This window comes from Actinokineospora diospyrosa, assembly GCF_024171925.1.
In the GTDB taxonomy this organism is placed as follows: Bacteria; Actinomycetota; Actinomycetes; order Mycobacteriales; family Pseudonocardiaceae; genus Actinokineospora; species Actinokineospora diospyrosa.
Genome location: NZ_JAMTCO010000005.1, coordinates 191,454 through 204,894, shown reverse-complemented (window position 1 = coordinate 204,894; position 13,441 = coordinate 191,454). Strand labels below are relative to the sequence as shown.

Genomic DNA, 13,441 nt, shown 5'->3' with positions numbered 1-13,441 from the left:
CACCCCCGAGTCCCCCGGCTAGGAAGAGGCACGCCCCGTGAAGACCGTCGCTCTCGTGGCCGCGGGTTGCGCGCTCCTGGTGGCGGCCAGTGGGTGCGGCAGCGCCACCGCGCACTCGGCGACGGCCGTGGCCGCCCCGCTGAGCAGCGCCGCCCCCGGCGAGCTCGCCAGGGTGAGCCCGACCCGCACCGGCGCGCAGATCCCGCTCGGCAACGGGCTGACGATCACCGTGTCCGCGCCCAAGGCGTTCGTGCCGACCGGGGCGGCGTTCCCGGCGGTGCCCAGGGCGGTCGGCTTCGAGATGACCGTGCACAACGACGGCGGCAGCCCGTACTCGCCGACCTTGCTCTCGCTCTCGGCGGTGGCGGGTGGCGCGGCCAGCAGGCAGGTGATCGACTCGGCCCAGGGCTACGCGGGCGCGGTCGGTACCGAGGACGTGGCGCCGGGTCGTAGCACTCGGTTCTCGGTGGCGTTCGCGCTGCCGACGGAGAAGGTCGCCGTGGTGGTCACCGCGCAGCCGGACCCGGCGGGCGGGGCCGTGGTGACCGTGTTCGACGGGCAGGCATAGGGGTCCGGCTGGCACCCGCTAGCTTCGTCGCATGACCGAACAGCAGCGCCTTTCCCCCGGTGACGCGGCACCGGAGTTCACCCTGTCCGACAGCGAGGGCACCGAGGTGTCCCTGTCGGACTACCGCGGCAAGTCCGTGGTCGTGTACTTCTACCCGGCCGCGTCGACGCCGGGCTGCACCAAGCAGGCGTGCGACTTCCGGGACAACCTCGCCGAGCTCAACGACGCCGGGTTCGCCGTGCTGGGCGTTTCGCCGGACAAGCAGGCCAAGCTGGCGAAGTTCGTCGCCGAGGAGGGCCTGACCTTCCCGCTGCTGTCGGACCCGGACAAGGCGGTGCTCACCGCGTACGGGGCGTACGGCGAGAAGCAGCTCTACGGCAAGACGGTGACCGGCGTGATCCGCTCCACCTTCATCGTCGACCCGGAGGGCAAGATCGCGCACGCGCTGTACAACGTGCGGGCCACCGGGCACGTCGCCAAGCTGCGCAAAGACCTGAAGGTCTGACACCCGGGGCAACCGGATCGGGGGCCGCCCCGTACACCCCGCTGACCGGGGAAGTTGCCGCCCGATCGGGTCAACTTCCCCGGTGGGCACCGGCGTACCACGGGCGTGCGCCACCGAATGCTGGTTCTCCTCGTCCTCGTCTCGATCACCGGGTGCGGGACGGCCACCACAGCCCCCTCCCCCGGTTTGCAGCTCATCGACGTCGCGCCGTCGGCGACCGCCCCGGCGCCGCTCGCCGCGCCGGGACCGACGGTAGCCACGCCGCAGCCGAAGGTCGCCGCCCAAGACCCGGCGCTGCCGACCGGGTTACCCGCAGAGCTGACAGCGGCCGTGCGGTCGGTGCAGAAGTCGGCGAAGGTCGGGGTGCTGGTGATCGACCGCGACACCAAGACCGAGGTCGCCGCCGTGCAGCCGGACCGCCAGTTCCGGTCGGCGTCGCTGGTCAAGCTCCTGATCGCGATCGACGTCTTGGCCCAGGGCGCCGACGCCGCGACCCGCAAGCGGATCACCGCCATGCTCAGCCGCTCCGACGACGGCATCGCGTCGGCGCTGTGGGTCGAGCAGGGCGGCGCGGTCCTGGTGACCCGCACGGCCCGTCGGCTCGGGCTGCGGGCGACCGAACCGCCGGGCATCGTCGGCCGCTGGGGTGACGTCCTGCTGACGGCGCGCGACGTCGCCCTGGTCTACGAGCACGTCCTGACGCTGCCCACCGCCGACCAAACCCTGGTCGTCGACGCCCTCGCCGCCGCGTCGCACAAGGCGGCGGACGGGTTCGACCAGTACTTCGGCATCCCGGACGGCCTGTCGGCGCGGTGGGCGGTGAAACAGGGCTGGTCCAACAGCACCAACGACATCGTCGTGCACAGCTCCGGCCTGGTGGGCGCGCACTGGCGCTACATCGTGGTCCTGCTGACCGAACACCCGCTGCGCACCCGCTGGGCGACCGCCGCCGCCTCGGTCACCGCCGCGGCGGGGGTCCTGGACCCGTACCTGAGCTGATGTCCACCCCGGTCCCGCCCGCCCGCTAGATTCTGCGGCCATGGTGGTCGAGGTCCTCCGCAGCGCCCAGGTACCAGCGTCGATCGATCGGGTCTGGGACATCGTCTCCGACGCCGAGCGGGCGCCGGACTGGTTCAGCTTCGCCGAGCGGACCGAGGTGCTCGCGGGCGAGGGCCTCGGGCAGCGGCGCAGGCAGTTCGGCCGCTGGGGGCGCTTCCGGTCGGAGATCGACCAGCGGGTGGTGGCCTTCGAGCCGCCGCGGGTGATCGCCTGGGAGCACACCAAGGAACGGATCGACGGGAAGGACTCGCCGACCTACGCGAAAGCGACCCGGTTCCAGATCGAACTGGCGGCCGACGGCGAGCACACGACGGTGCGCCTGCGGACCGTGCAGGAGCCGGACAACCTGGTCCGCGGCGTGCTGATGCGGCTGGTCGGGACCAAGGAGATCAAGCGGCGGATGGACGAGTCGCTCGCCCGGCTCGCCCGCGCCGTCGTCTCGGAGTGAACCCGGGGTGACCGGGGTGAGCCGGGCCGCATCGGGGTGACCTCGGGGTTTCACCGGATCCGGTGAGCCCGCCGAGCACGTACCCTCAGTGGTGTGAGCACCGTGCCCGTCCAGCCGAGCAAGCCCACCGCCCGGGTGTTGCCGCCGAACCTGACCCAGGCGGCGATCGTCGTGGGCGGGTTCACCGCCCTGCTGTACCTGATCGAGTTCCTGGACGCGGTGCTGCCCGCCGACCTCGACCAGTTCGGCATCGTGGCGCGCGAGGCGTCCGGCCTCGACGGGATCCTGTGGTCGCCGTTCCTGCACTCCGGCTGGGGGCACCTGTTCGCCAACACGCTGCCGCTGGTGGTGCTGGCGTTCCTGGCGATGGCCAACGGGCTCGCCCAGTGGATCGCGGTCACCGCCACCATCTGGGTGGTCAGCGGGCTGGGCGTGTGGCTGACCGCCGACAGCGCGACGGTCACCGTCGGCGCGTCCGGCCTGTGCTTCGGCTGGCTGCTGTTCCTGCTCGCGCGCGGCCTGTTCACCCGCAGCTTCCTGCACATCGGACTGGCGGTCCTGCTGCTCGCCTACTGGGGCACGATGCTGTTCGGCGTGCTGCCGGGCAACCCCGGGATCTCCTGGCAGGGCCACCTGTTCGGCGCGCTCGGCGGGGTCCTGGCCGCCTGGCTGGTGTCGATGGGCAACCGCACCGTGGCCAAGCAGGCGTGAGCACCGACGCGCCGATCGGCATCTTCGACTCCGGTGTCGGCGGGCTCACCGTCGCCCGCTCGATCATCGACCAGCTCCCGCACGAGCGGTTGCGCTACATCGGTGACACCGCGAACAACCCGTACGGCCCGCGCCCCATCGCCGACGTCCGCGAGATCACCCTCAAGCTCACCGACGAGCTGGTGGCCAGTGGCGTCAAGATGTTGGTGCTCGCCTGCAACACCGCCTCCGCCGCTTGCCTGCGCGACGCCAGGGAGCGCTACGACATCCCGGTCGTGGAGGTGGTCGTCCCGGCCGTGCGCCGCGCGGCCGCGGTGACGAAAACCGGGCGGGTCGGCGTGATCGGCACCACCGGCACCATCCGGTCCCGCGCCTACGACGACGCTTTCGCCGCCGCGCCCGGGATCGCGGTCACCGGCGCAGCCTGCCCGCGCTTCGTGGACTTCGTCGAACGCGGGATCACCTCGGGGCGCCAGGTGCTCGGTCTCGCGCAGACCTACCTGGAACCGTTGCAACAGGCCGCTGTGGACACCGTCGTCCTCGGCTGCACGCACTACCCGCTGCTCACCGGCGTGCTGCAGGTCGTGCTGGGACCGGACGTGACGCTCGTGTCCAGCGCGGAGGAGTGCGCCAAGGACGTCTTCCGGGTGCTCACCGAGACCGCTCTGCTCACCCAGGACGAGGGCGACCCGGTGCACGAGTTCGGCGCCACCGGCCCCGCCGAGCCGTTCGACCGGCTGGCCCGCCGCTTCCTCGGTCTGGGCGGTGCGGGCTTTGCTCCATTGGCTCGATGGTGATCGTCGGCTGATCCCCGCTGTGACAGGCTGTTCGACGTGCTGCTGACCGTACTCGGGTGCTCCGGAAGCGTTCCCGGACCCAACGCCGCCTCGTCCGGGTACCTGCTCGAGGCCGACGGGTTCCTCCTCGGTGTCGAACTCGGCAGCGGCACCCTCGCCGCGCTGCAGGCGGTGCGCGACCCGTTCGCCCTGGACGCGTTGCTGTTCTCGCACCTGCACGCCGACCACTGCGCGGACTTCCCGTCGTTGACCGTCTACCGGCGTTACCACCCGAGACCCACGCGCGACCCCAGGGCGAACCGGTTACCCGTGCACGCCCCGCGCGCGGCGCCGCAGCGGTTCGCGGGTGCGTACGCGACCGACGCCGAGGAGTTGGCTGTCACGGATCTGTCCGATGTGTTCGACTTCCGCCCGCTGGCGGTCGGGACGTTCCACATCGGACCGTTCGAGGTCACCGCGACGACAGCGGCGCACCCGTGCGACGCCTACAGCTTCCGGATCGACCACGGCGGCCGGTCCCTGGTGTACACCGGCGACACCGGGATGAGCGCGGCGGTGGTGGCGCTGGCCGAGGGGGCGGACGTGGTGCTCGCCGAGGCGTCCTGGGCGCACGGCGGCGGTCCCATCCCGGACCTGCACCTGTCCGGGCGGGAGGCGGGGGAACTGGCCGCGGCGGCGGGCGCGGGCCGGTTGCTGGTGACCCACATCCCGCCGTGGACCGACCGCGCGACCGTGCTCGCCGAGGCAGCGGCGGCCTTCCCCGGCGAGGTCGTCGCCGTCGAGCAGGGCGCGGCTTACGCCCTCTAGCCCGCCGATCGGGCGCTGCCGGGCACGCGCTACAAGTGATCCGCCGCACCACACCCGCCGGACAGCGCCTAGGCTGACCGGGTGGTGAGAAGCGACGGCAGGAACGACAACCAACTCCGGGACATCACGATCACCCGCGGCTACCAGGATTGGCCCGCAGGCTCGGTGTTGGTGTCCTTCGGCCGGACCAGGGTGCTCTGCGCGGCGAGCGTGTCCGAGGGCGTGCCCAGGTGGCGCAAGGGTTCCGGGCTCGGCTGGGTCACCGCCGAGTACGCGATGCTGCCCTCGGCGACCAACACCCGGGGCGAGCGCGAGTCGGTGAAGGGCCGCGTCGGCGGCCGCACGCACGAGATCAGCAGGCTCATCGGCCGGTCGCTGCGCGCCTGCATCGACCTGTCCGCGCTCGGCGAGAACACCATCCACCTCGACTGCGACGTGATCCAGGCCGACGGCGGCACCAGGACCGCGGCGATCACCGGCGCCTACGTCGCGCTGGCCGACGCGATCACCTACCTGGGCGCCGCGCGCAAGCTCGCCGACCCCAACCCGCTGTCCTGCGCGGTGTCCGCGGTCAGCGTCGGCGTCGTCGGTGGCCGGGTCCGGCTCGACCTGCCCTACGAGGAGGACGCCCGCGCGGAGGTCGACATGAACGTCGTCGCCACCGACGCCGGGACGCTCATCGAGGTCCAGGGCACCGGCGAGGGCGCGACGTTCGCCCGCTCCACCCTCGACGCGATGCTGGACCTGGCCCTCGCGGGCTGCGCCGAGCTCAACCGGGTGCAGGCCGAGGCCCTCGCCCTGCCGTACCCGGGGACCCTGCCCGAACCGAAAGGGTCCCGATGACGACCCGCGTCCTGCTGGCCAGCCGCAACGCGAAGAAGCTGGCGGAGCTGCGGCGCATCCTCGCCGCCGAACGCGTCGCGGGAGTCGAGGTCGTCGGTCTGGCTGACGTGCCCGAGTTCCCCGAGGCCCCCGAGACCGGCGCCACCTTCGAGGAGAACGCCCTCGCCAAGGCCCGCGACGCCGCCGCGGCCACCGGCCTGCCGTCGATCGCCGACGACTCCGGCATCGCGGTCGACGCCCTCAACGGCATGCCCGGCGTCCTGTCCGCCCGCTGGTCCGGCCACGGCGACAAGGCCAACGTCGACCTCGTCCTCAACCAGCTGCACGACGTCCCCGACGCCCGTCGCGGCGGCGGCTTCGTCTGCGCGGTCGCCCTGGTCCTGCCGGACGGGTCGGAAACCGTGCTGCGCGCGGACTGGCGAGGCGTGATCACCCGCGAACCGACCGGCACCAACGGCTTCGGCTACGACCCGATCTTCCGCCCGGAAGGCCACGACCGGACCTCGGCCGAACTGACCCCGGACGAGAAAGACGCGATCTCCCACCGGGGCCAAGCCCTGCGGCTGCTGTTGCCACACCTGGCCGCCCTCGCGGGCTAACCGAGAGGGCGTTAAGCCCAGAGGTGGCCGTCCAGGCGGTCGGAGGCTTCGTCGATGGTGCCACTGTAGGCGCCGGTGGACAGGTACTTCCAACCGGCGTCGGCGACGATGAAGACGACGTCGGCCTCTTCGTCTGCCCCGGCTGCCTTCTCGGCCGCGGCTAGAGCGGCGTGGAGGATGGCGCCGGTGGAGATGCCCGCGAAGATGCCCTCGGTCTCAAGCAACTGGCGCGTGCGCCGTAAGGCGTCGTAGGAGCCGACGGAGTAGCGCCCGGTCAGGACCGACGGGTCGTAGAGCTCGGGGACGAAGCCCTCGTCGAGGTTGCGCAGACCGTAGACCAGCTCCCCGTACCGCGGCTCGGCGGCGATGATCTGGATCTCCGGCTTGTGCTCTCGCAGGTACCGCCCGACGCCGACGAGGGTGCCGGTGGTGCCCAGGCCCGCGACGAAGTGCGTGATCGAAGGCAGGTCGCGCAGGATCTCCGGGCCGGTGCCGGTGTAGTGCGCGGCGGCGTTGTCCGGGTTGCCGTACTGGTAGAGCATGACCCAGTCCGGGTGCTGCTCGGCCAGTTCCTTCGCCCGGCGGACGGCCTCGTTGGAGCCGCCCGCCGCTGGCGAGAAGACGATCCGGGCGCCGTAGGCCTGCAGGAGCAGCTTGCGCTCCTCCGAGGTGTTCTCCGGCATGACGCAGACCAGGCCGTAGCCCTTGAGCTTGGCGGCCATGGCCAGCGAGATGCCGGTGTTGCCGGAGGTCGGCTCGAGGATGGTCGCCCCGGGGGCCAACCTGCCGTCGCGCTCGGCGGCGGAGATCATGGCCAGCGCGGGCCGGTCCTTGATCGAGCCGGTCGGGTTGCGGTCCTCCAGCTTCGCCCACAGCCGCACCGACGGCGAGGGGGAGAGCCGGGGCAGCCCGACGAGCGGTGTGTCGCCGAGCGCGTCGAGCAGCGAGTCGTAGCGGGCCACGGGTCCCCCTCCAGCAACCGGGAAGAACTAGCGCGCGCCGCCCGCGACGGCGGGCAGGATGGTCACGTTGTCGCCGTCGGCGACCTTGGCCTCCAGGCCGCCTGCGAAGCGCACGTCCTCGTCGTTGACGTAGACGTTGACGAACCGGTGCAGGGTGCCGTCCTTGACCAGGCGGGCCTTGAGGCCGCCGTGGTTGGCCTCAAGGTCGTCGATGACCTCGGCCAGGGTGGCGCCCGCGGCCGGGACGGTCTTCTCGCCGCCGGTGTGGGTGCGCAGGATGGTCGGGATCGAGACGGTGACGGCCATGGGTCAACCTCCGGGTGATGCCACTGGTCTTGGGGGAAGGACGCGCGCCCGCGCCACCGGTATTCCGGGGCGTGGGGGAGCTCACTGCTCTGGGACGTCGTCCGGTCCGGTGTGGGCGAACCGGTAGGACTCGACGACCTCGACGGGTTCCTCGGTGATGACGCCGTCGACGATGCGGAACGAGCGCAGTTCGTGGCTGTGCGGGTCGCGCGTGGAGACCAGCACGTAGTGCGCGAACGGCTCGGCGGCGATCTTGGCGTCGGTGCGCGACGGGTAGGCCTCGGTGGCCGTGTGCGAGTGGTAGATGACCACCGGCACCTCGTCGTTGGCGTCCATCTCGCGGTAGAGGCGCAGCAGGTCCGCGGAGTCGAACTCGTAGAACGTCGGCGAGCGGGCCGCGTTGAGCATCGGGATGAAGCGCTCCGGCCGGTCGGACCCGTCGGGGCCCGCGATGACGCCGCACGCCTCGTCCGGGTGGTCGCGACGGGCGTGCGCCACCATCGCGTCCACTAGGTCTCGGCGGATCGTCAGCACGGCACCATCCTACGGGCTGGATGGGCCCCTCCCAGTGTGTGGGAGGACGCAGCTGCCGCCGCCGGGGCGCTCGGCGCTCAACCCCATGTGTCGCGGTAGGCGCGCAGGTCGCCGACGGTGCTGGCGGCGCGGACGGCCCTCGCGACCGCGGTCGCGAACACCTCGGCGGCCGAAGTGTTCAGCGCGTCGCGCTCGGCGGGTCCGGCGACCGGCCGCGCACCGGTGGCGGCCGCGAAAACGGTGTCGCCGTCGAAGAGGGTGTGGGAGGGCCGCACGGCGCGGGCCAGGCCGTGCTGGGCGGACATCGCCAACCGGGAGCACTGGGCCTTGTCCAGCGCGGCGTCGGTGGCGACCACGCCGATGGTCGTGTTGAGGTCCGGCGGCCGGTCGGTGCCCGCACCGGGGCTCGGGACGGCAGATTCAGGGACGGCACCATCGACCCAGAAGCGACCGGTGGCCGGGTCGACGGCCTCGCCGCGGGCGTTGCAGACCGCGATCGCGCCGAGTGTGAACTCCCCCACACACGCGCTGGCGGTCCCGACACCACCCTTGAGCGACCCGGCCCTGGCACCCGCGCCCGCCCCGACACTGCCCTCTTCGACCGGACCACCGGTGGCCGCCGCGCAGGCCGCGTAGCCGAACTCGGCGGTCGGCCAGTTGCCCCAGTCGCCGCGGGGCAGGTCGAAGATCACCGCAGCTGGCACGATCGGCACCACCTCGTGCGGCCGCTGACCGACCGGGTAGCCGACGCCCCGCTCCCCCAGCCACCGCATGACCCCGTCGGCCGCGGCCAGCCCGTAGGCGCTGCCGCCGGAGAGGCACACGGCGTCGACCCGCTCGACCAGGTTCTGCGGCGCCAGCAGGTCGGTCTCCCTGGTGCCGGGCGCGCCGCCGCGGCAGTCGACGCCGCCGACGGTGCCCGCGGGGAGCAGCACGACGGTGGTGCCCGTGGCCCAGCCGCCGCCGATCCGGTGGTGGTGCCCGACGCGGACGCCGGGCACGTCGGTGATCACCGGGGGTCGGTCACGGCGTCGACAGCGCCTGCACCAGCGACTCCTGCACCCAGGTCAGCCAGTGGTAGACCGACAGGTGCGGGCTGCGCGGGTCGTCGTCGGGCAGCTCGTCGGGCATGTCCTCGGTGACCTCGATCGCGGTGCCCAGGGCCAGCCGCACGTCGTTGAGCGCGGAGAGCCAGGCGTCGGCCTGCTCCAGCGAGAGCCGGATGCCGCCGCCGTACATCGGGCAGGTCTCCAGGACCACCGCGGCGACGCCGGTCTTGAGGTCGAGCAGCGTCGGTTCGTGCAGCGAGCGCAGCACCGCGGCCGAGTCGAGGTCGGCCTTGCTCGGGTTGTCGTCGTCGAGCCGGTGGAAGTCCGGCAGCAGCCGCGACAGGATCGGGTCGTCCGGGGAGGTCGACGGTCCGGTGCGGATGCCGGTCAGCTCGGCCAGCTCGTCCTGCGGGGTCTCCTCGATGCGCGCCCGCAGCATGTCGTCGATCTGCGACACCAGGCCGCGCAGCACGGCGGCCTCCTGCCGGTCGATGTCGGCGTGCACGAGATCGCCCTTGCGCTTCCACGGTTTCACGAGGTGTGTTCCATCGTCGCCCAGAGGCCCGCCGCGTGCAGCTTCGCCACGTCGGCCTCGACCTTGTCCTTGCTTCCCGATGACACGATCGCCTTGCCCTCGTGGTGCACGTCGAGCATCAGCTTGGTGGCCTGGTCCCGGCTGTAGCCGAAGAGCTTCTGGAAGACGTAGGTCACGTACGACATCAGGTTGACCGGATCGTTCCACACGACGGTCTGCCACGGCCGGTCCTCGGCTACCACCTCCGAGCCCGACGGCGTCGCCTGCGTCTGCTCCATGTCGACGGCTGCGGTCATGGGACAATGGTGGCATGACCGGTTTCCTCCACACCGGCGGATCTTCATTCGATCGGAGTATCCGATCACCGATCGTGGTGCCGGGCCGGTTTCCGACCCCCCGTCCAGCGGGCTGGCGAACCGGGGACGGGGTCCCGGCAAACACGACATAGGCTCTGGCCATGGGTGTGAGCGTGGGTGCTAGCGGACTGGGTCCGGTCAGCACCGGACTGTTGACCGACCACTACGAGCTGACGATGCTGGCGGCGGCCCTCGCCGACGGCACCGCGGCCCGCGGGTGCGTGTTCGAGGTGTTCACCCGCCGGTTGCCCGACGGGCGCCGCTACGGGGTGGTGGGCGGCACCGCGCGTGTCGTCGAGGCCATCACCGCGTTCCGGTTCGGCGCGGCCGAGCTGGCGCACCTGCGGGACAACTCGGTCGTGGACGACACCACCCTCGCGTGGCTCGCCGAGTACCGCTTCGGCGGGGACGTGGACGGCTACCCCGAGGGCGAGCTGTTCTTCCCCGGCTCCCCCCTGCTGACCGTGACCGGTACCTTCGCCGACGCCGTCATCCTGGAGACGGTCGTCCTGTCGATCCTCAACCACGACAGCGCCATCGTGTCGGCGGCGGCGCGGATGGCAGGCGCGGCGAACGGTCGACCCATCATCGAGATGGGCTCTAGGCGCACCCACGAGGTCGCCGCTATCGCCTCCGCCAGGGCCTCTTACATTGCCGGGTTCTCCACGACATCCAACTTGGCCTCCGGTAGCGCCTACGGCATCCCGACGTCCGGGACCTGCGCGCACGCGTTCACGCTGCTGCACGATGACGAGCGCGCCGCGTTCGCCGCGCAGGTGTCCGCGCTGGGGGTGGACACGACGCTGCTCGTGGACACCTACGACATCACCCAGGGCATCGCGACCGCTGTTGAGGTCGCCGGGACCGGGCTGGGTGCGATCCGCATCGACTCCGGTGACGTGGGCGTGCTCGCTAGGCAGGCGCGCGAGCAGCTCGACGCTCTTGGCGCTACCGAGACCAGGATCGTCGTGTCCGGCGATCTGGACGAGTACGCGATCGCGTCGCTGCGGGCCGAGCCGGTGGACGCCTACGGGGTGGGCACCTCGGTGGTGACCGGCTCCGGCGCGCCGACCGCGGGGATGGTCTACAAGCTGGTCGAGGTCGAGGGGCGGCCGGTGGCCAAGCGCAGCTCGCACAAGGAGTCGCGCGGCGGCCGGAAGCTGGCGCTGCGCAGGCACAAGCCGACCGGGACCGCGCTGGAAGAGGTCATCTACCCGGCGGGCGGGCCCGCGCCCGAGCTCGGCGAGCACGACCGGCTGCTGCAGATCCCCCTGATGCGCGGTGGACAACAGGTGGCCGACCTGCCCACGCTGGAGGACAGCCGGAACCGGGTGCGCAAGGGACTGGTCAGCCTCCCCTGGGAGGGCCTGAAGCTGTCCGCGGGCGAACCCGCCATCCCCACCGTGTACCTGGAGCAGTGATGACCGACTTGGGCAAGTCCGCGTTAATCGTGGTCGACGTGCAGAACGACTTCTGCGAGGGCGGCTCGCTCGCCGTCACCGGTGGCTCGGCCGTCGCCGCCGCGATCTCCGCGCACGTCGCCTCCTCCAATTACGACCACGTCGTGGCGACCCGCGACTTCCACATCGATCCGGGCGCCCACTTCAGCGAGACCCCGGACTACGTCGACAGCTGGCCGGTGCACTGCGTGGTCGACACCTCGGGTGCCTCGTTCCACCCCGCCCTGGACGTCGCGCCGATCGAGGCGGTGTTCTCCAAGGGGGCGTACGCGGCGGCGTACTCGGGCTTCGAGGGTGTCGGGCCCCGCGAGGTGTCCTTAGCCGAGTGGTTGCGCGAGCGCGGGGTCACCCGGGTGGACGTCGTGGGGATCGCGACGGATCACTGCGTGCGGGCGACGGCCATCGACGCCGCGGCCGCGGGGTTCGCGACCACGGTCCTGCTCGACCTGACCGCCGGGGTCGCAGCGGCCACCGTCGAGACCGCGCTGGCGGGCTTGCGGGCCGCCGACGTCACGCTCGTCGGGACGCCGGCGGTCGGCTGACCGGCGAGGAGCCTGCTCAACGCCGCGCAGACCCGGCCCGCGGCGTGCCCGTCGCCGAAGGGGTTCGCGGTGTTGGGCACGCGCTGGCCGGTGACGAGGATCCGCTCGGCCTCACCGAGCAGCTTGCCGCGGTCGGCGCCGACCAGGCGGGCGCAGCCCGCGCGGACGGCCTCCATGCGCTCGGTGACGTCACGGGTGACCAGGACCGGGACACCGAAGCTGGGGGCCTCCTCTTGGATGCCGCCCGAGTCGGTGATGACCAGCGCGGCGCGGCGCAGGGCGCGGATGAGGTCCGGGTAGTCGAGCGGGTCGGTCACGACGATGCCGGGGTGGCCGCCGAGCACTGTGGCGACTTGCGCGCGCACCTCGGGGTTGGGGTGGGCGGGCAAGAGGACTCGGACGTCGCTGTGCCGGTCGGCGAGGGTGCGCACCGCGCCGAGGATGCCCGCCAGGGGTCTGCCCCAGGATTCCCTGCGGTGGACGGTGACCAACACCAGCCTGCCGGTGGTGCGGTCGAGGTCGCGTTCCAGTCGAGCAAGAGGAGCGCTCGCGGCCGGTAGGTCTACCGAGGCGATGTGTTGGACAGCGTCAACGACGGTGTTGCCAGTCACCTCGATCGCGGCCGCGGGGATGGCTTCCGCGCGTAGAGCAGCCGCGGCGTCCTCTGTGGGCGCTAGATGCAGCGCGGCGATCCTGGCGACCATCTGCCGGTTGGCCTCTTCGGGGAAGGGGGCCGCGAGGTCACCGGTGCGCAGGCCTGCTTCCAGGTGCACGACGGGGATCCCGCGCCAGAACGCGGCTAGAGCGCCCGCGAGGGTCGTAGTGGTGTCGCCTTGGACCAAGAGGACACCCGGCTTGCGGCGGGCGAGGATGGCGTCGATCCGGGGCAGCAGACCGCCGAGCAGTTCGGCCTGCCCGCCCGCGGGGCGGTCGACGACCATCACCTCGTCCGGGCCGAGGCCGAACGGGGTGAGGGCCTGTTCGACCATGCCGGGGTGTTGTCCACTGTGGACCACGTACGGCGCGAGGTCGGGGTCGGCGGCCGCGGCGAGCGCGACCGGTGCCGCCTTGACCGCCTCCGGTCTGGTGCCGACCAGGATCAGGACTTCGTTGCGCATGCTGGGTTCCTCGGGTGGGAGAAGTGGATCCCGGGACCGGTGGGGAGGGTGGGCGCACCCGGGATCCACTTCGGATCAGTCCGCCACGCGTCTGGCGCGGCGGCGGTTGACGTGCAGCAGCAGGAATCCGGTGATCAGCAGGGCGACGCCCAGCGCGATCCACCAGCCGACGTCGGCGCCCGTCATGGCCAGACCCGCGCTGCCGCCCACGGCACCCCCGGTGGGTGCTCGGTACATGGTGG

18 protein-coding genes and 1 pseudogene are annotated in these 13,441 nt (G+C 72.1%); 11 read left to right on the top strand and 8 right to left on the bottom strand.

Annotated elements, in window-relative coordinates; all coding sequences use genetic code 11:
• The first annotated feature begins 37 nt into the window (after window positions 1-37).
• The 9 genes from LV75_RS10365 to rdgB all read left to right on the top strand — a co-directional run bounded on the left by LV75_RS10365 (window position 38) and on the right by rdgB (window position 6,337).
• Entirely contained in the window at window positions 38-568 is a 531-nt protein-coding gene (locus tag LV75_RS10365) for a hypothetical protein (protein WP_253886600.1), read from the top strand.
• A 31-nt stretch (window positions 569-599) separates the two neighbouring features.
• Window positions 600-1,073 carry a thioredoxin-dependent thiol peroxidase gene (bcp, locus tag LV75_RS10360; RefSeq protein WP_253886599.1) on the top strand — a complete coding sequence of 158 codons (474 nt, stop codon included), beginning with the start codon at window positions 600-602 and terminating at the stop codon, window positions 1,071-1,073.
• 117 nt (window positions 1,074-1,190) lie between these two features.
• On the top strand, window positions 1,191-2,072 hold the full coding sequence (locus LV75_RS10355) for a serine hydrolase (protein WP_253886598.1): 882 nt from the start codon (window positions 1,191-1,193) through the stop codon (window positions 2,070-2,072).
• Window positions 2,073-2,112: 40 nt separating this feature from the next.
• Window positions 2,113-2,580 carry an SRPBCC family protein gene (locus LV75_RS10350; RefSeq protein ID WP_253886597.1) on the top strand — a complete coding sequence of 156 codons (468 nt, stop codon included), beginning with the start codon at window positions 2,113-2,115 and terminating at the stop codon, window positions 2,578-2,580.
• Window positions 2,581-2,673: 93 nt separating this feature from the next.
• On the top strand, window positions 2,674-3,291 hold the full coding sequence (locus tag LV75_RS10345; protein WP_372504155.1) for a rhomboid family intramembrane serine protease: 618 nt from the start codon (window positions 2,674-2,676) through the stop codon (window positions 3,289-3,291).
• Window positions 3,288-4,088, top strand: coding sequence for a glutamate racemase (gene murI, locus LV75_RS10340; RefSeq protein ID WP_253886596.1), 801 nt, complete (start codon window positions 3,288-3,290; stop codon window positions 4,086-4,088). Before LV75_RS10345 ends, murI begins: the two co-directional genes overlap by 4 nt.
• A 36-nt stretch (window positions 4,089-4,124) precedes the next feature.
• The gene (locus tag LV75_RS10335) at window positions 4,125-4,895 is read left to right on the top strand and encodes an MBL fold metallo-hydrolase (RefSeq protein ID WP_253886595.1); all 771 of its coding nucleotides are present in this window, start codon (window positions 4,125-4,127) and stop codon (window positions 4,893-4,895) included.
• An 81-nt stretch (window positions 4,896-4,976) separates the two neighbouring features.
• Complete coding sequence (gene rph, locus LV75_RS10330) at window positions 4,977-5,738, top strand: ribonuclease PH (protein WP_253886594.1); 762 nt, start codon at window positions 4,977-4,979, stop codon at window positions 5,736-5,738.
• The gene (gene rdgB, locus LV75_RS10325) at window positions 5,735-6,337 is read left to right on the top strand and encodes an RdgB/HAM1 family non-canonical purine NTP pyrophosphatase (RefSeq protein ID WP_253886593.1); all 603 of its coding nucleotides are present in this window, start codon (window positions 5,735-5,737) and stop codon (window positions 6,335-6,337) included. The genes rph and rdgB overlap by 4 nt, the downstream gene beginning before the upstream one ends.
• 11 nt (window positions 6,338-6,348) lie before the next feature.
• On the opposite strand, the gene LV75_RS10320 is transcribed toward rdgB, so the two are convergent.
• From LV75_RS10320 to clpS, 6 genes are all read right to left on the bottom strand, one after another.
• Window positions 6,349-7,299: a PLP-dependent cysteine synthase family protein gene (locus tag LV75_RS10320; protein ID WP_253886592.1), complete on the bottom strand. Its 951-nt coding sequence runs from the start codon at window positions 7,297-7,299 to the stop codon at window positions 6,349-6,351.
• A 27-nt stretch (window positions 7,300-7,326) separates the two neighbouring features.
• A complete protein-coding gene (locus LV75_RS10315; protein ID WP_253886591.1) occupies window positions 7,327-7,605 on the bottom strand; it encodes a MoaD/ThiS family protein in 279 nt (92 codons plus the stop codon).
• An 81-nt stretch (window positions 7,606-7,686) separates the two neighbouring features.
• Window positions 7,687-8,139: a M67 family metallopeptidase gene (locus tag LV75_RS10310; protein ID WP_308210913.1), complete on the bottom strand. Its 453-nt coding sequence runs from the start codon at window positions 8,137-8,139 to the stop codon at window positions 7,687-7,689.
• A 77-nt stretch (window positions 8,140-8,216) separates the two neighbouring features.
• Window positions 8,217-9,152 carry a P1 family peptidase gene (locus LV75_RS10305; protein ID WP_253886590.1) on the bottom strand — a complete coding sequence of 312 codons (936 nt, stop codon included), beginning with the start codon at window positions 9,150-9,152 and terminating at the stop codon, window positions 8,217-8,219.
• A 10-nt stretch (window positions 9,153-9,162) separates the two neighbouring features.
• Entirely contained in the window at window positions 9,163-9,723 is a 561-nt protein-coding gene (locus LV75_RS10300; protein WP_253886589.1) for a DUF2017 domain-containing protein, read from the bottom strand.
• Entirely contained in the window at window positions 9,720-10,019 is a 300-nt protein-coding gene (gene clpS, locus LV75_RS10295) for an ATP-dependent Clp protease adapter ClpS (RefSeq protein WP_204450787.1), read from the bottom strand. The genes LV75_RS10300 and clpS overlap by 4 nt, the downstream gene beginning before the upstream one ends.
• Before the next feature lie 161 nt (window positions 10,020-10,180).
• On the opposite strand from clpS, the gene LV75_RS10290 reads away from it, so the two are divergent.
• Window positions 10,181-11,500 carry a nicotinate phosphoribosyltransferase gene (locus LV75_RS10290; RefSeq protein WP_253886588.1) on the top strand — a complete coding sequence of 440 codons (1,320 nt, stop codon included), beginning with the start codon at window positions 10,181-10,183 and terminating at the stop codon, window positions 11,498-11,500.
• Window positions 11,500-12,081 (top strand): isochorismatase family protein, encoded by a 582-nt coding sequence (locus tag LV75_RS10285; protein WP_253886587.1) that lies wholly within the window; start codon window positions 11,500-11,502, stop codon window positions 12,079-12,081. The genes LV75_RS10290 and LV75_RS10285 overlap by 1 nt, the downstream gene beginning before the upstream one ends.
• Here LV75_RS10285 and wecB read toward each other — a convergent pair.
• Together wecB and LV75_RS10275 are read right to left on the bottom strand one after the other, a co-directional pair.
• Window positions 12,057-13,199, bottom strand: a pseudogene (gene wecB / locus LV75_RS10280) (non-hydrolyzing UDP-N-acetylglucosamine 2-epimerase); the annotation flags it as partial. The gene LV75_RS10285 and the pseudogene wecB overlap by 25 nt on opposite strands.
• A gap of 75 nt (window positions 13,200-13,274) precedes the next feature.
• Complete coding sequence (locus LV75_RS10275) at window positions 13,275-13,436, bottom strand: LAXTG motif-containing small protein (protein WP_204450784.1); 162 nt, start codon at window positions 13,434-13,436, stop codon at window positions 13,275-13,277.
• Window positions 13,437-13,441: the final 5 nt, after the last annotated feature.